At 30.3% G+C, this 21754-nt stretch carries 19 protein-coding genes; 16 read left to right on the forward strand and 3 right to left on the reverse strand.

Features of this window, described 5'->3' with window-relative positions:
• The first annotated feature begins 1 nt into the window (after position 1).
• From ACSYT2_RS00635 to ACSYT2_RS00685, 11 genes are all read left to right on the forward strand, one after another.
• Positions 2 to 235 carry a hypothetical protein gene (locus ACSYT2_RS00635; protein WP_430857473.1) on the forward strand — a complete coding sequence of 78 codons (234 nt, stop codon included), beginning with the start codon at positions 2 to 4 and terminating at the stop codon, positions 233 to 235.
• A gap of 162 nt (positions 236 to 397) precedes the next feature.
• Positions 398 to 1183, forward strand: a complete 786-nt coding sequence (locus tag ACSYT2_RS00640) for a hypothetical protein (protein WP_430857472.1) — start codon at positions 398 to 400, stop codon at positions 1181 to 1183.
• A 123-nt stretch (positions 1184 to 1306) separates the two neighbouring features.
• Positions 1307 to 2596 carry a trigger factor gene (gene tig, locus ACSYT2_RS00645; RefSeq protein ID WP_430857471.1) on the forward strand — a complete coding sequence of 430 codons (1290 nt, stop codon included), beginning with the start codon at positions 1307 to 1309 and terminating at the stop codon, positions 2594 to 2596.
• 167 nt (positions 2597 to 2763) lie between these two features.
• The gene (clpP, locus tag ACSYT2_RS00650; RefSeq protein WP_430857470.1) at positions 2764 to 3366 is read left to right on the forward strand and encodes an ATP-dependent Clp endopeptidase proteolytic subunit ClpP; all 603 of its coding nucleotides are present in this window, start codon (positions 2764 to 2766) and stop codon (positions 3364 to 3366) included.
• Between the two features lie 25 nt (positions 3367 to 3391).
• A complete protein-coding gene (clpX, locus tag ACSYT2_RS00655; RefSeq protein ID WP_430857469.1) occupies positions 3392 to 4687 on the forward strand; it encodes an ATP-dependent Clp protease ATP-binding subunit ClpX in 1296 nt (431 codons plus the stop codon).
• A gap of 165 nt (positions 4688 to 4852) precedes the next feature.
• Positions 4853 to 6523: an ATP-dependent protease LonB gene (lonB, locus tag ACSYT2_RS00660; protein ID WP_438382792.1), complete on the forward strand. Its 1671-nt coding sequence runs from the start codon at positions 4853 to 4855 to the stop codon at positions 6521 to 6523.
• A gap of 116 nt (positions 6524 to 6639) precedes the next feature.
• A complete protein-coding gene (gene lon, locus ACSYT2_RS00665) occupies positions 6640 to 8967 on the forward strand; it encodes an endopeptidase La (protein ID WP_430857467.1) in 2328 nt (775 codons plus the stop codon).
• Positions 8957 to 9550, forward strand: a complete 594-nt coding sequence (gene yihA / locus ACSYT2_RS00670) for a ribosome biogenesis GTP-binding protein YihA/YsxC (RefSeq protein WP_430857466.1) — start codon at positions 8957 to 8959, stop codon at positions 9548 to 9550. Before lon ends, yihA begins: the two co-directional genes overlap by 11 nt.
• 295 nt (positions 9551 to 9845) lie before the next feature.
• Entirely contained in the window at positions 9846 to 10334 is a 489-nt protein-coding gene (locus ACSYT2_RS00675; protein ID WP_430857465.1) for a hypothetical protein, read from the forward strand.
• A gap of 39 nt (positions 10335 to 10373) precedes the next feature.
• Complete coding sequence (locus ACSYT2_RS00680; RefSeq protein ID WP_438382793.1) at positions 10374 to 10658, forward strand: hypothetical protein; 285 nt, start codon at positions 10374 to 10376, stop codon at positions 10656 to 10658.
• 113 nt (positions 10659 to 10771) lie between these two features.
• Positions 10772 to 11434 carry a hypothetical protein gene (locus ACSYT2_RS00685; RefSeq protein ID WP_438382794.1) on the forward strand — a complete coding sequence of 221 codons (663 nt, stop codon included), beginning with the start codon at positions 10772 to 10774 and terminating at the stop codon, positions 11432 to 11434.
• A 147-nt stretch (positions 11435 to 11581) separates the two neighbouring features.
• On the opposite strand, the gene ACSYT2_RS00690 is transcribed toward ACSYT2_RS00685, so the two are convergent.
• Positions 11582 to 12505, reverse strand: a complete 924-nt coding sequence (locus tag ACSYT2_RS00690; protein ID WP_430857462.1) for a hypothetical protein — start codon at positions 12503 to 12505, stop codon at positions 11582 to 11584.
• Between the two features lie 90 nt (positions 12506 to 12595).
• Complete coding sequence (perR, locus tag ACSYT2_RS00695) at positions 12596 to 13006, reverse strand: transcriptional regulator PerR (protein WP_430857461.1); 411 nt, start codon at positions 13004 to 13006, stop codon at positions 12596 to 12598.
• 453 nt (positions 13007 to 13459) lie between these two features.
• Between perR and ACSYT2_RS00700 the strand changes: the two genes are divergently transcribed.
• From ACSYT2_RS00700 to ACSYT2_RS00710, 3 genes are all read left to right on the forward strand, one after another.
• Entirely contained in the window at positions 13460 to 13789 is a 330-nt protein-coding gene (locus tag ACSYT2_RS00700; protein ID WP_430857460.1) for a hypothetical protein, read from the forward strand.
• Between the two features lie 142 nt (positions 13790 to 13931).
• On the forward strand, positions 13932 to 15149 hold the full coding sequence (locus ACSYT2_RS00705) for an EAL and HDOD domain-containing protein (protein WP_430857459.1): 1218 nt from the start codon (positions 13932 to 13934) through the stop codon (positions 15147 to 15149).
• Between the two features lie 100 nt (positions 15150 to 15249).
• Positions 15250 to 15468 (forward strand): hypothetical protein, encoded by a 219-nt coding sequence (locus tag ACSYT2_RS00710; protein WP_430857458.1) that lies wholly within the window; start codon positions 15250 to 15252, stop codon positions 15466 to 15468.
• A 40-nt stretch (positions 15469 to 15508) separates the two neighbouring features.
• Here the strand turns inward: ACSYT2_RS00710 and ACSYT2_RS00715 are convergent, their stop codons facing one another.
• Positions 15509 to 16984, reverse strand: coding sequence for a nicotinate phosphoribosyltransferase (locus tag ACSYT2_RS00715; RefSeq protein ID WP_438382797.1), 1476 nt, complete (start codon positions 16982 to 16984; stop codon positions 15509 to 15511).
• A 121-nt stretch (positions 16985 to 17105) separates the two neighbouring features.
• Between ACSYT2_RS00715 and ACSYT2_RS00720 the strand changes: the two genes are divergently transcribed.
• Positions 17106 to 19112, forward strand: coding sequence for an ATP-dependent helicase (locus ACSYT2_RS00720; RefSeq protein WP_438382799.1), 2007 nt, complete (start codon positions 17106 to 17108; stop codon positions 19110 to 19112).
• 667 nt (positions 19113 to 19779) lie between these two features.
• The gene (locus tag ACSYT2_RS00725; protein ID WP_438382801.1) at positions 19780 to 21753 is read left to right on the forward strand and encodes a cell division protein FtsA; all 1974 of its coding nucleotides are present in this window, start codon (positions 19780 to 19782) and stop codon (positions 21751 to 21753) included.
• Position 21754: the final 1 nt, after the last annotated feature.

Raw genomic sequence — 21754 nt, forward strand, 5'->3', positions numbered from 1 at the left:
TATGAAAGATGTGACAAAAGATCTTACAAAGATCAATGATATAAATAAAGAAGAAAAGGAAGGGGATTTACTAAAGGATGCTCCAGATTATGAGGATTACACTGATAATGTAGTTCAATCCAAGGGTTGTGGTGGATGTAGTAAAACTAAATCAAGTGCTTCAAATAGTACTGGAGGGTGCTGCTCTACTGGGGGTGGATGTTGCTCAAGTGGAGGAGGTTGTTGTAAAAAGTAATAGATATGGCAATAATAAATATTAGTGAATTTTTAAGAATTTATTAAATTAAAAAAAAATAACAAAAATAATATATAATACGCTATAATGTTATATAGAATAACAAGAAAATAGGATACTTTGTACTTGTTTCTAGTAGAAAAGATGTAGGAGGTAGGAAACTTGGCAAAACCAAGCATATTTAGTAGAGATTACGAAAAGAAAATGAAGCGAAGGAAGAGAAGAATAGTTATTTCCATATTAGTAGCACTAGTATTAATATTTGCACTATTTTTTAAGTTTAAAGTGCAAGATATGGATTTTACTAATATGAAGGATAAAATTCAAGCTTGGGTAGACAGTGGTAAGCCAGAAGAAGAGTTGGTTGATGAGGAAGAAGAGGTAATTGAAGAACCAGAGAAAGAAGTAGTACCTGAAAAAACATTTATTGATTTAAATGTAGAAGAAGGTGTTATTCTTAAAGCTGAGTATATGGATGATGCTGGGGTTAAGAAGTTTGTTGGAATAGATCCAATTGAAGGATTTACATATAATATAAGCCCTTCGGGAGAACAAATTCTAATTGAAGACAAAAATCAAAATCTTAAGGTGTTTAAAATAGATGGTACTGTAAAAGATATAACAAAACAGTCATATACATCTCAATCAGGAGGCCTATTTCCAAAGAACGAGATTCTAGCTGGAACACCAGAGTATATTTGGCACTCACAAGCTAAATTTATAAATGAAACTAGAGTGTTGTATATTAGCCAGTTACCATACTTTGGAGCATCTGCAACTAATAAGTATATTTGGATTTATGATATTGAAAACGCATCAGAAAATGTACTTTGGAACTTAAAGGGACCGGATACAACGGTAGGAGAGCTAGATCCTGAAAAAGGATTAAGTGTAACAGTTAATGGTGTAGCTTATTATATTAATGCTGATGGTGGCATTTCGCAATAGGTTATAATCCTAGCAAAATAACATAAAACCTACAAATAATTTGATAATAATTAGAAAGATGTGATATAATATCCTAGTCTATTAATGAAGATGTTAATAACTATTTTAGGAGGAATATAAAAAATGGAAGCTAAAATGGAAAAAATAGAAGCTAACGCAGTTAAGATTGAGGTAAAGGTTGAAGCTGCTAAGTTTGATGAAGCTCTAAAGAAAGCATATAACAAAAACAAAGGTAAATTCAATGTTCAAGGATTTAGAAAGGGTAAAGTTCCAATGGCAATGGTTAAAAAGTTCTACGGAATAGAAGTACTTTTTGATGATGCTATAAACTTTGTAATAGAAGAAACTTATCCAGTTGCTTTAGATGAAAACAATATAAGACCAGTTGACTATCCACAAATCAACATTGTTGAAGTTGGAGAAGGAAAAGACTTAGTTTATACTGCAGAAGTTACAGTATATCCAGAAGTTAAGCTTGGAGAATATAAAGGTTTAGAAGTTAAGAAGCCAGTTTACGAAGTAGAAGATGCTGAAATAGAAAAGCAATTAGCTTCAATGCAAGAAAAAAATGCAAGAGTTGAAACTAAGACAGAAGGAACTGTTGTAAATGGTGATATCGCTGTTATAGATTTCAAGGGATTTGTAGATGGAGTTGCATTTGAAGGTGGAGAAGGACATGATTACTCATTAGAAATCGGTTCAGGTTCATTCATCGACAATTTCGAAGAACAATTAATCGGTGCTAATGTTGGTGAAAAGAGAGAAGTTAAAGTTAAATTCCCTGAAAACTACGGTAAAGAGGATTTAAATGCTAAGGATGCTACTTTCGAAGTAACAGTTAATGAAATAAAGGTTAAAGAACTTCCAGAATTAGATGATGAGTTCGCTAAAGAGGTTTCAGAATTCGATACATTAGCAGAGCTTAAAGAAGATATAAAGAAGAAGATTAAAGAAAATAACGATGCTAAGGCAGAAAAAGAATTCGAAGATGCAGTTATTGGTGCAGCAATAGAAACTACAACAATAGATTTACCAGAAGTAATGGTAGAAAAAGAAATCGATGCTATGGTTAAAGACCTTGAAAGCAGATTAAAGTACCAAGGTTTAACTTTAGAACAATACATGGAATTCACTGGTAACACAGTTGAAAAGATGAGAGATTACATGAAGGCTAACGCTGATAGAAAAGTAAGAGCAGACTTAGTTCTTGAAGAAATAGCTAAAGCTGAAAAGATAGAAGCTACTGAAGAAGAACTTAAGGAAAAGGCTTTAGAAGTTGCTAAAATGTACTCAGCATCAGAACATGAAAAAATGGCTGAAATGTTAATTAACTCACAAAAGGCTATGTTAGAAAATGACATAGTTGTTGGTAAAACAATTAAGTTCTTAATAGACAACTGTAAAGCTGTTTAAATTTAATATTTTGATATATGATAATTGCCAGAAATAAATTTCTGGCAATTATTTCAAATTAAATGTTAACAAATACAGGGAAATCCTGTATACTTTAAATAGGATTATAATATAATTGTATCTTACTCTATATGTAGTATTGGGTATATTAATTAGGAGGTAGTATTATGGCATTAGTCCCTATGGTAGTAGAACAAACTGGTAGGGGAGAAAGATCCTACGATATATTTTCTAGATTATTAAAAGACAGAATTATCATGTTAAGTGGGGAAGTGAATGATGATTCTGCCAATCTTATAATCGCTCAACTTTTATTTCTAGAAAGTGAAGATCCTGATAAGGATATTTATTTATATATAAATAGCCCAGGTGGTTCAGTAACAGCAGGAATGGCTATATATGACACAATGAATTACATTAAAGCAGATGTATCTACGATTTGTATAGGTATGGCAGCTTCAATGGGTGCATTCTTATTATCATCAGGAGCAAAAGGAAAGAGAATAGCTCTTCCAAATGCTGAGATAATGATACATCAACCTTTAGGTGGATTCAAAGGTCAAGCAACAGATATAGAAATTCATGCAAATAGAATGTTGAAGATTAAACAAAGACTTAATAAAATATTAAGTGAAAACACTAATCAACCATTAGAAAAACTTTCTCAAGACGTTGAAAGAGATCACTTCTTAGATAGTGATGAAGCTTGTGCATATGGATTAATTGACAAGGTTATAACATCAAGCGAAATTGGGAAAGATAAAAAATAATACGGAATCTAAGTGAGGTGAATTTATGGCTAAGTATGATGACAAAAAGCAGTTGAAGTGTTCATTCTGCGGTAAAAATCAAGATCAAGTAAAAAGATTAATTGCTGGTCCTGGTGTTTATATTTGTGATGAATGTATTGATTTATGTTCTGAAATAATTGCAGATGAGTTTGAGGAAACTGTGGAATTTGACACTAAAACACTTCCAAAACCACAAGAAATCAAAAACTACTTAGATGCTTATGTAGTTGGTCAAGAAAGAGCAAAAAAATCTCTTTCTGTAGCAGTTTATAATCATTACAAGAGAATTAATGCAAATGATGATAATGATGATATAGAGCTACAAAAAAGTAATATTTTATTACTAGGACCTACAGGATCAGGAAAAACATTTTTAGCACAAACATTAGCTAAGTACTTAAATGTACCATTTGCAATAGCTGATGCTACAACGCTAACAGAAGCAGGATATGTTGGAGAAGATGTAGAAAATATTCTTTTAAGATTAATTCAAAATGCTGATTATGATGTTGAGAGAGCTGAAAAGGGAATTATTTATATAGATGAAATAGATAAGATTGCAAGAAAATCTGAAAATCCATCTATTACAAGAGATGTTTCGGGAGAAGGTGTTCAACAAGCCTTACTAAAAATATTAGAAGGAACAGTTGCATCAGTACCTCCACAAGGTGGAAGAAAACATCCACATCAAGAATTTATTCAAATAAACACTGCTAATATTCTATTTATTTGTGGTGGAGCATTTGATGGAGTTGATAAGATAATTGAAAAGAGAACTAGACAAAGTTCTATAGGATTTGGAGCGAATATCCAATCAAAATCTGAGAAGGATATTGGGAACTTATTAAAGGAGATCGTTCCTAGCGATTTATTAAAATTTGGATTAATTCCAGAATTCGTAGGAAGATTACCTATAGTTGTAACCCTAGATTCATTAGATAGAGAGGCTCTTGTAAATATCTTAAGTAAGCCTAAAAATGCATTAGTTAAGCAATATAAGAAGTTATTCGAAATGGATAATGTTGAACTTGATTTTACAGATAAAGCTTTAAATGCAATAGCAACTAAAGCAATTGAAAGAAAAACAGGTGCAAGAGGTTTAAGATCAATTATTGAGGAAGTTATGACAGAGATAATGTTTGAGATTCCTTCTGATGATAGAATTTCAAAGGTAGTTATTAACGAACCAACAATTATTGAAAAAGAGAAACCAGAGATTCATATGTTACCAGAAGGTGAATCTAGACCTCTATTAAAGCCTAAAAAGGCAAAAAAGAAAAAAGGCATGGAAACTGCTTAATTTAAAAGTGCGATAATTAATATTATCGCACTTTTTATTTTTGGAAAAATTAAATGAGGCTATATGATAAATATAGGAATATTTAATATATGAACTGAATAGGACTACCTTCAATAGTTAATAATTATAAACAGATAAAAATCACAACATTTGGAGGGAATGGTTATGGCAGAATTATTAGTTGTATTACAGGTAGTATTAATGGGGTTATTAATCTATTACATCTATACTAGTAATAAAAGTATAAATAGTAGGAAGGTAGTAATAGACAAAGAAAATAGAAAAGAAATGGATAAGTTATGTAAAATGAGAAGTATAAATTTAACTATTCCATTAACAGAAAAAAGTAGACCTATTAATTTTAATGAAGTAATAGGACAAGAGAAAGGAATAATGGCATTAAAAGCAGCTTTGTGTGGACCTAATCCACAACATGTTATAATATATGGTCCTCCAGGGGTAGGGAAGACAGCAGCAGCTAGATTAGTTTTAGAGGAGGCAAAGAAAAATAACAGATCCCCATTTAATAAAGAAGCAAAGTTTATTGAAATTGATGCAACAACATTAAGATTTGATGAAAGAGGAATTGCTGATCCATTGATTGGGTCTGTTCATGACCCAATATATCAAGGAGCAGGGGCTCTAGGAGTTGCAGGTATACCTCAACCTAAAGCAGGGGCAGTAACAAAGGCCCATGGAGGGATTCTATTTATAGATGAGATTGGAGAGTTACATCCAATACAATTAAATAAGTTATTAAAGGTATTAGAGGATAGGAAGGTATTTTTGGACAGTTCGTACTATAGTTCTGAGGATCCTAATATGCCGGATTACATAAAGGAGATTTTTGATAATGGTTTACCTGCAGATTTTAGGTTGATAGGAGCTACTACAAGAAGTCCAGAGGAGATTTTGCCTGCTATAAGATCTAGATGTGTTGAGATATTCTTTAGAGCACTATTACCAGATGAAATAATTCAAATAGGTAAAGATGCTGCATGTAAGGTAGACTTAGTAATAGATAGAGAGGGAGAACAGCTTTTAGGGGATTTTTGTAATAATGGTAGAGAAGTTGTTAATTTAATACAATTATGTGCGGGAATTGCGGTAAATGATAAGAGAAATAATATAACAGTTAAGGATATAGAATGGGTAATAGAAAATGGCCAATATACAAAGAGGATGGAGGATAAGATTCCTAGTATTCCTCAAGTAGGGGTTGTTAATGGGCTAGCAGTATATGGAGCTAATCTTGGGATAACAATGCAGATAGAGACATCGGTAAAAAGGGTTTTTAATAGACCTGGGAAATTAAGAGTTTCTGGGATAGTAGAAGAGGAGAGTATATCCAACAATAATAGGGAGATAAAAAGAAAGAGTACGGCAAGTGCATCAGTAGAAAATGTAATAACTGTATTAAACAATATATATGACCTTGAGTGTAACAAGTATGATATACATGTAAATATACCAGGGGGAATCCCAGTAGATGGTCCCTCAGCAGGGATAGCAATAGCTACGGTAATATATAGTGCTATAAAAAAATGCAAAATAGATAATCATATTGCAATGACAGGAGAGATAGGACTGCTAGGTGGAGTTAAGGCAATTGGTGGGGTTAAAGCAAAGATACTAGGTGCTAAGAAGGCTGGAGTTAGAAAAGTTATTATTCCAAAGGATAATTGGAGTGATAGTTTATTAGATATTAATGATATAGAGATATGTGCTGTAGAAAGTATAAGCCAAGTATTTAATATTATATTTAATAATGATGAAACAGTAGTTAATATAAGTGAGGAAGATTATAATATATTATCAGCAAGTGGAGAAAACTAGGGAAAAGGTGTTTGCTAGGTAAGCAAACACCTTTTCCATGTTAATTATTGAAAAAAATATCTATTATGTGTATACTAAATAGGTCTAAATAATTTTATGTGGAGGGAGGACAAAATATGAGTAAATATATTACACTTCCTTTGATTCCTTTAAGAGGGTTAACTATTTTCCCTAATATGGTATTACATTTTGATGCAGGAAGAGAAAAATCTATTGCGGCAATAGAGAAAGCAATGTTAAATAATGAAGAAATTTTCTTGGTATCACAAAAAGATCCTGAAACTGAGGTACCAGAGAACTCTGATATATGCAATATAGGTACAATTTGTAAGATAAAACAAATAATAAAGTTGCCTGGAGATACGATGAGGGTATTGGTAGAAGGGCAAACTAGAGGGAGAGTAAAGGAATATCTTGAGAATGATAGATATTTTGAAGCTTCAGTAGAGGAAATTGAAGAAGAAGAAAATGAAAGTGAAGAAATTGATGGTTACTTTGCAACATTAAAGAAGACTTTTCTTAAGTTTATAAAGCAAGCTGGAGAAAGTACTCCGGAAATGGTAGATAGCGTGAAAAGGGAAGAAGATGTAACTGTATTTGTAGATATGGTTTCCAGTTATATCCCTATATCTGAGGAGAAAAAGCAAGAGCTTCTTGAAACTTTAAATATAAAGAAGAGAATTGAAATACTTATAATAAGTATAGAAAAAGAGATAAAGGTAATAAAAGTTCAAAAGAAACTTGCTACAAAAATAAAGAAGAGCGTGGACGATTCACAAAAGGAATTCTATTTAAGAGAGCAACTTAAGTTCATCCAAGAGGAACTTGGTGAAGACGACGAAGAAAAGAAAGTAATTAAGAACTTTGAAGAAAAAATTAATACAACAAAATTACCTAAGGAAGTAAAAGAAAAAGCTTTATATGAATTAGGTAGATTAAAAAGTATGAGTATATCATCAAGTGAAGGAAATACTGTACAAACCTACTTAGACTGGTTACTTGATATTCCTTGGGGAAAGAATACTAAGGAAAGATTAGATATTACTAAGGCAGAATTAGTACTTAATGAAGAACACTATGGCTTAGAAGATGTTAAGGAAAGAATTCTTGAGTATCTTGCTGTAAAGAAAATGAGTGGAACATTAAAGGGACCAATTCTTTGTCTTGTAGGACCTCCTGGAGTAGGGAAGACATCTATAGCTAAGTCTATAGCAAAGGCTATAAATAGAAAGTATGTAAGAATGTCTTTAGGTGGAGTTAGAGATGAAGCAGAAATAAGGGGACATAGAAGAACTTATGTAGCTGCTATACCAGGAAGACTAGTTTATGGATTAAAGGAAGCTAAATCTATGAATCCATTAATACTATTAGATGAAATAGATAAGTTAAGTTCAGATTATAAAGGTAATCCAGCTGATGCTTTACTTGAGGTTCTAGATAGTGAACAAAATAAAAGCTTTAGAGATAATTTCATTGAGTTACCAATAGACCTTTCAAAGGTATTATTCTTAACGACTGCAAATAGTTTAGATACTATACCTAGACCTCTTTTAGATAGAATGGAGATTGTTGAGGTATCTGGATATACTTATGAAGAAAAGTTCAATATAGCTAAGAATCATCTGATTCCTAAGTTGTATAAAGAGTATAACCTAAAAGATAATAAGATAGAAATTAGTGATGAGGCTATTAATGAAGTAATAGATGGGTATACTAGAGAATCTGGTGTTAGAACACTTGAGAGAACTTTAGGAAAACTAATTAGAAAAGCTATTGCAGATATGCTTAAAAAAGATAAAGAAAATAAGTCAATTAGTGAAGAAACAGTACAAGAACTACTAGGACATAGAAAGTATACTTTTGATAAAATCAAAAATGAGGACAAGATAGGAGTAGTAACTGGAATGGCTTGGACTGCTTATGGTGGAGATACTCTACCAGTGGAAGCTATGGTTATGAAGGGTACAGGGAAACTACAGTTGACGGGACAATTAGGGGATGTAATGCAAGAATCAGCAAAGGCAGCTTATACTTATGTAAGAGCTAATGCAAGTAAGTATGGAATAAAAGATGACTTTTATAAAAATAAAGATATTCATATTCATGTACCAGAAGGAGCAGTACCTAAGGATGGCCCTTCAGCAGGGGTTACTATGGTAACAGCCTTAGTTTCAGCTTTATCAAATAGAAAAGTCAGAGGAAATGTTGCTATGACAGGAGAAGTTACTTTAACTGGTAGGGTGCTACCTATAGGAGGGCTTAAAGAAAAGTCACTAGCAGCACATAGAGCAGGTGTTGATACAATAATAATACCTAAAGAAAATGAGAAAGATATAGAAGATATACCAACTTCCATTAGAAGCAAGCTAAATATTATAATTGCTGAAGAGGTAGGTACCGTATTAAATAATGCGATAATTGGAGATGATACTAATGATAATTAAACAAAGTGAATTTATTATATCAGCAGTTAAGAAATCACAGTATCCAGTTGATAATAGAGTTGAAATTGCCTTCGTAGGAAGATCTAATGTAGGTAAGAGTTCTATTATAAATGCAATAACTAATAGAAAAGCCTTAGCAAAGGTGAGTCAAACACCAGGGAAGACAAGACTTATAAATTTCTTTTTAATAAATAATGATTTTCATCTTGTAGACTTACCAGGTTATGGATATGCAAAGGTTTCTAAGAAGGAGCAAGAAAGCTGGGGTAAAACTATAGAAACTTATCTAACAGATAGAGAAGAGCTTAAAAGGGTAGTACTTCTTGTAGATTCAAGACATAAACCTACTGCTGATGACATCACAATGCATGAATGGATTAAACATTATGGATATGATGTTATTGTAGTAGCGACAAAAAGCGATAAATTATCAAATAATGAGCTAAGAAAGAGCGAAAAGTTAATTAAAGATACTCTTAAATTGACATCAGATGATAAATTGTATTTCTTCTCATCACTTAATAAAAAAGGAAGAGATCAATTAATAGATAATTTATTTGGTGATTTAACATCAGAAGAATAGATTGCATATAAAGGTATATCAAAATAGTTTTATTTTGATATACCTTTTTTATTTTATAAGGAATTTTTTATAAAGAATTTTGATTAAATAGTCAATATATAAGGTAACTAGTTCAGCTTGGGAATCATATATTAGGATTATAAAGCTGTATATCTACTGAATTCTCTAAATTTATTTGTAATAAGATTTTATCTGCAAGGATTTCACTAAAAAATCAAATATTAGTGTCAAATAAATAGGGAAGGAATAGTATATAGTATAAAAATCAAATATAAATCCTAAGGGAGGAAACAATATGGAAATCAATGATATTATTAATGGGTTAAACTGTAATAATGATGATAGCCGCAACAATAGTAATAATTGTGGTTGTAACAATAATTGCAGTGGAATCGGTAATTGTGGTGGATTCGGTAACTGTGGCGGATTCGGCGGATTCGGTGGATCATGGATATGGATAATACTACTATTCTTCTTCTTCGGATTTGGCGGTAACGGTGGTTGCGGCGGATTCGGTGGATTTGGTGGCGGCAGAGGAAACATGGGTAATAATTGCTGTTGCTGTTGTAGTGGTGGAAAGAAGAAAAAGAAGATGAGCTGTTGCTGTGAACCTTGTTGTGAACCTTGCTGCTGCGGAGGAAATAACAATGGAGGAAACAATTCATTCTTTGGTGGATCATGGTGGTTATTCTTATTAGTACTTCTATTTATTTGCTCAGGTGATGGTTTTGGAAACTGCGGTGGAAATTGTGGCGGTTTTGGTAATGGAATCTGTGGCTGTTAGTAGGAATGCTAGCTGACTAATCAGAAGGGAGCGATAGGTATGTCAAAGAGAAAGAAGCGTAGAGACAATTGTTGTTCATGCTGTGATAGTTGCTGCTGCAATGATTGCTGCTGCAATGATTGCTGCTGCTTTAGTGGTGGAAATAACAACGGTGGATTATTTGGTGGAGGCGGCTTTTGTGGAGGCTGGGAAGCTATAATATTCTGGTTAATAGCATGTGGTGCAGGATTGTTAAACACTAATTCAATATTAATAATATTACTATTCTTACTTTATGGCTGGAGCAGCGATGGAAATAATTGCGGCAATAGTTGTGGTTGGTAGTAAAGTTGAATGGAGGGCAGATATGCCCTCCAAAAATTTTGTTTAAAAAAGATAACCAAATATATAATTAATACATATAATATCATAAACAAGCTCGATTAGGAGGATTAATTGTGTCAAAACGTAGACGTAGAGATAGATCGGATGAAAATAGAAATATGAGAAGAAACCAAGGCCCTGGACATATGAATAATAATCCTTTCGGCATAAATCCTCAGCAACTCTTAGCAATGTTAGGTGGCAATATGGATATGGGCGGATTAGGCAATATGTTACAGTCTATGAATAGAGATGGTTTTGATTTAAATTCAATGAATCAGCATATGAACCAACAAATGAATCAACAAATGAATGGAAATAATGCTGGAAATAATGGTTTCAATTTTAATAATATAATGGGAGCTATGAATAATATTAGAAACAATATGAATAATAATCCTATAAATATGAATGGTGGTATGAATGATATTAATTCTGGTCAAGGGAATATGAATACAAATGTAAATGATATGAACACTAATCTAAATGACTTTAATTTTGATTTAGGGAAATATAATGAAAATGATGATAGTAAGATTGAAGAAAATAATGAAATACGCACTAGTAAAAGTCATAAGAGTAAGAAGAAAGAGGCTAAGATCAGTGATAAAGATAATATAGATGATGAGAACATACAAATGCTAAGATCTTTAAGGAACATAGTTGACCCTACAAAAGTAGATTTTGTAGATAAAATGATAGAAGTATACATGAATGGCGGATTTAAAGATATTTAACTTTAACTGTATAATTTATTTTTAAATGGTCAATAATATTACTGTACCGGAGAAAGTATTCTCCTATAGCAAAATGAAGATATTCTTCATTAAAGCTAAAACCCCCCATCCCCCTTTTAGGCCGCATTTTAATGCGGCCTTTTCATTTTAATTCATATATAGGGATGAAATCTTATATGACATATCTGAAGTCCGCTCAGTAGTAATATAAAAGACAACCTCTGATTTTGAAGAATCGTCTTTATCTTTAATATATTTTTCAAAGGTTAGTCTCCATTTCAAGGAGGTTATATTACCTTCATTATCGATACTATCATCATAAAAAAATCCATCTTGAAAGCTATAAACGTTAAATTCTTTGTCTAGGTTCCAAAGTAAACCTAGTTCAGCCTCTGAAATCCCTTCTTTAAATATATTAGGTACTTCTTGCACCTCATAATCCTTTTGAATTATATCGATTAACTGAATAATATTGATTATATCTGGAATTGGTTTAGAATCATTTGTTATATTAAGATATTCCCTATCAATAAACATAAAGGATTCAACTGAAGATATTCCAGAGGAAGAATTAAGGGAGTAGCATTGAGGTGTTTTATTGTTATTGAAATCTAAAATTCCAAAAATATTTTTATTACTTGAGAAACCCTTAATGAAATTACCATTATCCCATCTAAATATGTATTGAAGAGGAGTTTTATTTTTAGTTCCTTGAATAATGATTTCAGGAACTTTATTTCTTGATAAATTCCTAATAAAAACTTTTATTGGCCAAGAAGAAGTACTTGATAAAAGAATATTATCTTCACATAGAGTACTTAGGGAATAATTACGATTATTACTTGTTATTTGTATATCTATATTGTTATTTTTATTAATAACTTTTAATGTATCATCAATTCCATCACCAGTAAGATCTATTGAAGTTATTTTAGAATTATCTATAGGAGTGAATGTTTCTGTAGTTTGAGTAGTCTTAAAATGTATAAATAAAGGATAGCATATAAGTAAAGTTAGTATAATTAATGCGAAATAAATTATATTTTTCTTCTTTATAAAAAGTACTTTCATTTATTAATCACCTCATAGTATATATATGTAGGCAAATGGTGATTTATAATTTTATATAGAGTAAAAAAATAAGACCACTATAAAGTAGTCTTATTTATTGCAATCTGCGCATATTCCGTAGAAATATACTTTGTTTGATAAAACTTTGAAGTTTGTGTGTTTACTTACTTCTGAGTTTAGATGATCTAATGAGAAAGATTCTAAGTCTTCTACTTTACTACAATTAACACATTGAATATGTGGGTGGGTTGTTGTAGATCCATCATATCTGAAGTTACCCTCACCAACATTTATTTCTTGAACAAGACCTACTTCAACAAGAGTTTTAAGAGCTTTATATACTGTAGCCAAGCTCATTGTAGGGTATTCAGGTTGTATTGCCTTATATATTAGTTCAGCAGAAGGATGTTCTTTTGTTGTCATTAGATATTTATAAACCGCTAATCTTTGAGGAGTAAGTTTTAATTTTTTCTCTCTAAAAATGGTTGTAATAGTATCCATATTATATATCCTCTCTATCATATTTTAATTAATTATATAAAATTACTTAGCTAATGTCAATCGTTATTTATGGAATATAATATCTAAGTAATAATAGTTATTAGAAAAAATGATTATATACTGGTTAAATAGGCAATATATAAGGTTTAAGTAATGATTTAAAATACAGAGAGAATAAAGTGATTAAAAATATATAGAGAATAAATGGATTAATTTGAAAAAAGTATTGTATTAAAAATCAAAGTATGTTAAAGTATAAACAAGGTTGTTAATTAATTAACAACATCCATGTTCATTCATTTTAATTTATTTTAAGAGCAGTATTACTGTTCTTATATTTTTTTTTGGTATTATACAATTATATAACAAGGTGGCATAATATTGCATTTATTTATAAGTAATGTTAAACTTAAATCAACAACAATCTTTGAAAAAGGGTAAGGAGGAAGAGTCATGGCAAAATATAAAGTTGGCGAAGAACTAATAATAGTAAATGATCCTAGTGAAGAAAATGAAAAGTTAAAGGAACTAACTCACTTAACTATTGAGGATGATTACGCACAGTTATCTTGGGGTGTTAAAATACTAAATGTAGAGTATGATAAGCCTAATGTTACATTGACATATAGAAATTTTAAGGGTGAAAAGAATAAAGTTTTTGCAGTGTGTAAGGATATAGAAAACTTTGATCAAGAAATGGTTCTTGAAAAAGCATTGTTAAAAGCCTTCCAAAATGAAATTATTGATATTTCAGTTGTTAAGAATACAGGATTCATCAAATAAAGAGTATTTTACTCTTTATTTTTTTATTTTGTTATTTTGTTATGATGTTCTACCAAATTATATTAAAAATACCTAAAAATGCTTTATTAATAATGTTTTTTATTATATAATAAGGGAAATAGTAGATTAGAGAGGCTTTATTATGGATATTTTTTTAGCAAGACAAGCAATATATAATAAAAAGCATAAAGTTATAGGATATGAATTATTATTTAGAAATTCTAATGCTAACTGTTTTAACACGGATATAGATGAAGATAAGGCAACAATGAAATTAATTTCTAATTGCTATACAATAGGTTTAAATCAATTAACTAATAATAAAAAAGCTTTTATAAACTTTTCACAAGGTGTTTTACTTAAAGATATTGCAAGTTTATTAGCTAAAGAAACTATAGTAATTGAAATATTAGAAAATGTTAATCCAACTAAAGAGGTTAAGGCTAATCTTACTGAGTTAAAACAAAAGGGCTATACTATTGCATTAGATGATGTGATTTATAATTATAAGTATAGAGAATATGGGGATTTAATAGACTTATATAAAGTTGATTTTATGAATACAACTAAGGAAGAGAGATCTTCGATTATTAGGGACATTAGAGAAATCAATCCTAATGGATTTTTACTTGCTGAGAAAATTGAAGATGAGGATAATTATAAAGAAGCTTTAGATAATGGATATTCATACTTCCAAGGATTTTATTTCAGTAAGCCTATAATGATTTTAGGAAAAGATATACCTATAAGAAATACTAGTTGCCTAAATATAATGATTGAATTATTAAATGATGAATTTGATATGGATAAAATTGAGGCAATAATAAAATCAGATGTATCAATAAGCTACAAACTTATGAAATTTTTAAATTCTGCTGTCTTTAGCTTTGTTCAGAAGATAACTTCAATAAGGCAAGGAATAATGCTTTTAGGCCAAAGAGAACTTAAGAAGTGGTTATCTGTAGTTGTTATTAGTGAAATGCAAAGTGATAATGATGAAGAAGTGACAAGTAGCACTATAATTAGGGGAAGATTTTGCGAATTAATAGGATCAAAGGTGAATGAAGGAAAGCAATCATTAGCCTTTATGGTTGGATTATTTTCTGACTTAGATAAATTCATACAAAGAAGCATGAAAGATATATTGTTAGATATACCAGTAGATGAAGAAGTAAAGCAAGCTTTATTAGGAAATGAAAACGAGCTTTCGTATATATTAAGATTAGTGCAAGATTATGAATCCATGAATCTTGAAGGAATCGAATATTATTCAGAAAAACTAGATATAGATAAGCGTTTATTAATGGACATGTATTTAGATTCAATTGGGTGGGCAAACAAGTTAATAGGAGATATTTAATTAATTATTGAAGATATATACAAAAATCCTTTCATTTTCCGAAGAGTTGTAATATAATAGTGGCATATTAATGTGTTGTCGTTTACAGAGGTGAGATTATATGAGTAAATGTCCGTTTTGGTCAACAACTAAATCAAAAGTAGAGTGTTATAGCGAATGTCCAATGAACAGGATGGATCTAAAGGAAGATAATTGCCCTTTTAAAGAGTATCTGTCAGAGAGTAAGATTAAGTTTAAAGATATTGTAAGTGAGGATTTTGCATATTCGCAAGATAAAGTCTTTGAATTAGAATTCGCTGAAGAAACATCAAATTTTTAAGAAATTATTAAAAGGATTAGCCTAGGCTAATCCTTTTTCACTATTTGTAGCTACTACTATATTTATGAAGAAGATCTTGTTTTAATGACCATAATCTATCTGAAAGATCTACATAGTAATTGTGAGGATTTTCAAATCTTAATACCTCAGGCCATAATTTTTCAGTTTCTTTTTGTGCAAATTCCTTTATTTCCAATACTGTAGGACTTTCATATACTTGTTGTCCTTTTTCAAATATAGGAATTAATAAATCCCTAGTATAGTAATTTGTAATCTTCTTCTTCTTCCAAGTGTGGACAGGATCAAATAATTCCAATACTTGATTTTCATCTATTTCTTCATCATGAAGAGTTAGTAAATCAGCAATGGCCATATGTGAGTCCTTGTCAAATATTCTAACTACCTTCTTAAAGCCTGGATTAGTTATCTTTTCGTCATTTTCACTAATTTTAATCTTTGGAATAATACGTCCATTATCTTCTATAGCAGAAAGCTTATAGACACCACCAAAAACAGGTTCAGATTTAGCTGTAATTAGTCTTTCGCCAACACCAAAGGAATCAATTGCAGCACCTTGCTCTAATACGTCTCTTATAATATATTCATCTAAGGAATTTGAGATGATAATCTTACAATCAGGATATCCAGCTTCATCTAACATCTTTCTGCAACGCTTTGTTAAATAAGTTATGTCTCCTGAGTCAATTCTTACACCAGATGGTCTTTTACCCATTGGCCTCAGTATTTCATCAAAGACCTTTATAGCATTTGGTATACCAGATTTGATAACATTATATGTATCTATTAATAAAACGCAATTATCTGGATATATTTCAGTCCAAGTTTTAAAGGCATCATATTCAGTGTCAAATAATTGAACCCAACTGTGAGCCATTGTACCTATAGCAGGAATGTCAAACATTTGATCTGATATAGTACAAGCGGTAGAGCTACAACCACCTACAATGGCTGCTCTGGCACCGTATATTGCACCATCATATCCTTGGGCACGTCTTGAACCAAATTCCATTACTGATCTTCCATTTGCAGCTCTACAAATTCTATTAGCTTTAGTAGCTATTAGAGTTTGGTGGTTTATTGTTAAAAGAATCATAGTTTCTATAAACTGTGCCTGAACTACAGGTCCTCTTACAGTAACTAATGGTTCATTTGGAAATACAGGATTTCCTTCTGGAACAGCCCATACGTCACAGCAGAACTCAAAATTCTTTAGATAATCTAAAAAGTCTTCTGAGAATATTTCTTTTTGTCTTAGGTAATTTATATCATTTTCAGTGAATTTCAAAGTTCTTAAATATTCAATGAGTTGTTCTACTCCAGACATTATACAGTATCCACCGCCATCTGGGACTCTTCTAAAGAACATATCAAAATAGGCAATCTTATTTTCTAATCCTTTATTAAAATATCCATTGCCCATAGTCAATTCATAAAAGTCTACTAGCATTGTTAAATTTCTATCACTTCTTACATCAAATGAGTTATTTTCTTTCATTGTAATCTCCTTTTTAAAAAAAATGCCTTGTCCCTATTGTACCTCTAGCAGATAATTATTACAATATAGATATTTGTTAGTACTTTTTGTCAAGAATAAGTATCTGAGGGGAGGAATAGTAATGAAGTTAGATAAATATCAAATAAAAGCAGTAGAAGCTAAAGAGAGAAATGTGCTTGTAGTTGCAGCCCCTGGATCAGGAAAAACAACTGTTATTATAAATAGGATAAAGTATTTAGTTGAAAAACTTAAAGTGAGAGAAAGTAATATAATTGTACTGACATTTACGAAGGCTGCAGCAGGAAATATGAAAAATAGATATATTGATACTTTTAATAAAAATAGAGCTCCCTTTTTTGGTACATTCCACGGATTATTTTATAAGATACTTTTAAGAGAAGGTAAAGCAATTAATATTATTGATGGTTTTATTACTAATAAAATAATAGAAGGGGTATTAAGGAAATATTTTGATGAGATAAATGAAGATAAGGTTAAGGAAGCAATAACTAATATTTCCTTATTTAAAACATCAAGAATGAGTTTAAATGAATTTACACCATCTTTTTCAAAGGATATTTTTATAGAGTGTTATGAGCATTATTCTAAGTACAAGGAAGAAAAGGCTCTTTGGGATTTTGATGATTTAGCCTTACAGGTACTAGAATTATTTACTGAAAATCCTAGGGTTAGAGAAGGATATAGGAATTTATTTAGATATATTTTAGTAGATGAGTTTCAAGACTGTGATCAATTGCAGGTAGATTTCTTAAGGATGATGAATATTGAGGGGGATAACTCTTTATTTGCAGTTGGTGATGAAGATCAATGCATTTATTCATTTAGAGGATCTAAGCCGGAGTATATGGTTATATTTGATAAGATATATAAAGGTGGGAAGAAGTATTATCTATCTAAAAATTATAGAAGTAATAAAAATATTATTGAAGCATCTAAAAAAGTTATTTCATTTAATACAGAGAGAAATAAAAAGGAGATTTTATGGAATAAGAATAAGGATGGAATTATATATTGTTCATCACCTTATGATGAGAGACTGCAAGGGGATGAAATAGTTAAATATATTAAGGATTTAGAGAAAAGTGGAGAGTATTCTTATAGAGATAATATAGTTCTGTATAGAACTAATATGGAGTCAATGAGTATTGTAGACACATTTATAAGAAATAAGATACCTTTTACAATGCTAGATAAAGAATACAATTTCTTTAATCATTTTATATGTAGAGATCTTTTGGCATATTTATCATTAGCCCAGTACCCTCATGATAGGGAAGCTTTTATTAATATAATAAATAAGCCTTTTAGATATATAAGTAAGAGCAATATAGCATATTTACGTGAATATAGAGAGGATATAAATCCTTTTGATATATTGATTAACAAAAGTGATACGCCACCATTTCAAAAGAAGAAGCTAGATGAGCTTAAGAAGGACTTTAATTTCTTAAGTAAATCTTCTTTAAGTAGCGCAGTACAGTACATAATTATGGATTTAGGATATATTGATTATTTAAAGTCCTATGCTGAGAAGTTTAATAGTAGCATAGAAGACTTAGGGGAAATATTAGAAGAATTTAAATCTTCAGCATCAGTATTTAAGAGTATTCCAATGTTTTTTGAACATGTAGATGATGTTGGTAAGAAAATGGAAGAGAGTAAAAAGGGTAAAGGGGAAGATAGAGTTTTATTAAGTACAATACATGGTGTTAAGGGAATGGAATTTAAAAATGTATTTTTGATAAACTGTAATGAAGACACTATTCCACATTCATCAAGTAAGGAAGAGAATCTAGAAGAGGAAAGAAGACTATTCTATGTTGGGATAACTAGAGCTATAGATAACTTATATCTCTTTGTACCTAGAACTAGAAAAGGAAAGTTTAAGGATCCTTCAAGGTTTATAATAGAGGGTGGCTTTAGGGAAGAAAATAAGGTATCCCATGGACTTTTATTAGATACAGAAGTTCACCATAGAGCCTTTGGAGATGGAAAAATTACTAGTGTAAATGGTGATGAAGTTAGAATTAAATTTGATGATAAAATTACAAGAAAGTTTTCAGCCAAGGTTCTATTAGAGAATAATCTATTAATAGTATTAAAATAGTAAAAAGTAGAATATTTTAGAGTCTCAAAAAAATTCTAATTAAAATATTTAATGTTGCTAATATAATTACAATAGGAAGAATTTTCTTATACTTTTTTATTGCTATTTCTTCAGCCTTAGTGTATTTTTTTTTACTTAGACTAAAATAAATAAGTGGATAGGCCGAGAGAATTATTATTATTGTAGAACAAATATAAGGGATACTTGAATAAAAATTAGTCACGATTAACACTCATTTTGTATTTATAATGAAATATAGTAATATTATACCATAAAATACGCTTTACAATAAATAATATAGGGTTAATTTGATATAATTGTAAGGATATACAATTATATGGGGATAAATATTATTAATTTTAATTATAGAGAATTTGGGAGGGATAGGTTATGAGTATTAATTGGAATGAAGTTATAATAAAATATGATGATAAAATTACAAGAAAATTATAAGCGAAGGTGTTATTAGACAATAATCTATTAATAGTATTAAAATAGGACTTTTGTTGAATGTTAATTGGTAATATTATATAATTTATATTAGGCTTATATTCTTTTGAATATAATGTATATTTGAGAAAAATAATGAACCAGTGAAAGAAAAGTTGGTCCATTATTTTCTTTTATATATAGCCTTTAAACAGAATTTATAGAGGATGAGGTTAGTATGGAAATCAATACTTTTAATCCAAAGGATATGATATTTTCTTTAGATATAGGAACACGTTCAATAATTGGAACTGTCGGTGTAGTTAGAGAAAAGAAGTTTGAAGTTATATGTGAAAAGTATAAAGAACATGAAGAAAGGGCTATGATAGATGGTCAAATTCATGATATTAATTTAGTAGCTAAAGTAGTAGCAGATATAAAAAAAGATTTAGAAGCGGAAATAGGCCTTCAATTAAAGGAGGTATCTATTGCAGCAGCAGGTAGATTTCTAAGGACTAGTGAAGCAAGAAGCGATATAGAGCTTAACGGAGATCAGGAAGTAGATAAGGAAATTCTTAGAACTCTTGAGTTAAGTGCAGTTAAAAAAGCTGAAAGTGAAATTAATAAGAGTACAGATGGAAAACTTTATTGTGTTGGGTATTCTGTTAAGGGATACTATTTGAATTCTTATATAATATCTAATTTACTAGGTCACAAAGGAGAAAAGATTGGAGCGGATGTTATAGCAACTTTTTTACCAAGATCAGTAATAGATTCATTGTATTCAGTGATGAATAAGGTAAATTTAAAGGTTATCAATTTAACATTAGAGCCTATAGCAGCTATTGAAGCAGCTGTGCCACAAAATTTAAGATTATTAAATATAGCTCTTGTTGATATTGGAGCAGGAACATCTGATATCGCGATAAGTTCAAAGGAAACAATATCATCCTATGGAATGGTACCTATGGCTGGGGATGAGGTTACAGAGCTTATAGCCCAGGAATATTTGGTGGATTTTAATTCTGCTGAAAGTATAAAGCGTCAAGTATCAACTTGTGAAGAAATTACATATACAGATGTATTAGCGTTAGAAAATACTATTTCATCTGGAAATATAAAAAAACTTATAAAGCCAATAGTAAGTAAAATTGCAGAAGCAATATCTAATAAAATTATTGAAATAAATGGTGGTAAGTCACCTTCAGCTGTATTTTTAGTTGGGGGAGGAGCACATACACCAGGTATTTTAGAGGAAATAGCAGATAGATTAAATATACCTGCTCAAAGAATAGCAATAAAAGATAGAAAATCTGTTCCTGAATGTATCTCTGATAATGGATTAGGTTCAGCAGGGGTAACGGTACTTGGAATAGCTTTAAGTGCTATAAAAAAGTTAGGTAATGATTTTATTGATGTAAAGTTAAATGATGAACCAATAAGTTTATTTAATTCACATAAACATACAGTAATGGATGTACTACTTCAAGCTGGAATAAATCCTGCACTTCTTATGGGGAAAAATGGGAAGAGTATACGATTCACCATTAATGGAAATAAGAGGTTGGTATTTGGTGAATTAGGAAAGAATGCAAGAATAAGTATAAATAAAAAGAAGTCTGATATTGAAACAGAAGTTAAGGCCGGAGATGAAATTAAAGTTACTTATGCACAAAATGGTAAGGATGCATCACCTAAATTAAGTGAGATAATAAAAGATGTAAATTCCATAAGTATTTTTGTAGACGATGAAATAGTTAATTTAGAACCTATATGTATCATAAATGGAAAAGAAAAAAAGATAACCAGTAATATAAAAAATGGTGATGATATTGAGGTATTTATACCAAATGATATACTAAGGTTCAAGAAATATATAATGGAAGAAAAAGTAGTTTTATTTAAGGATAATATTAAATTATCTGATGATTATATACTATTAGAAGGAGATAAACTCTATACTAAATATATAGAAGAAATAAAAGTTGAAGAAACTAAAGAAGAAAGTGGAATCACAATAAATGTAGTAGTAAATAAAGAAAAGGTACAATTACATGGCAAATCTTCTTATATGTTTGTTGATATTTTTAACTATATAGATTTTGACTTAACCTCAGCAAAGGGGAATATACGAACATTATTAAATGGTAAAGAAGTAGCCTACACAGATAAATTAAATGAGGGAGACCAAATAGAGGTATTTTGGAATTAAT

It is taken from the genome of Clostridium zhoujianii (assembly GCF_051590805.1).
GTDB lineage: Bacteria > Bacillota > Clostridia > Clostridiales > Clostridiaceae > Clostridium.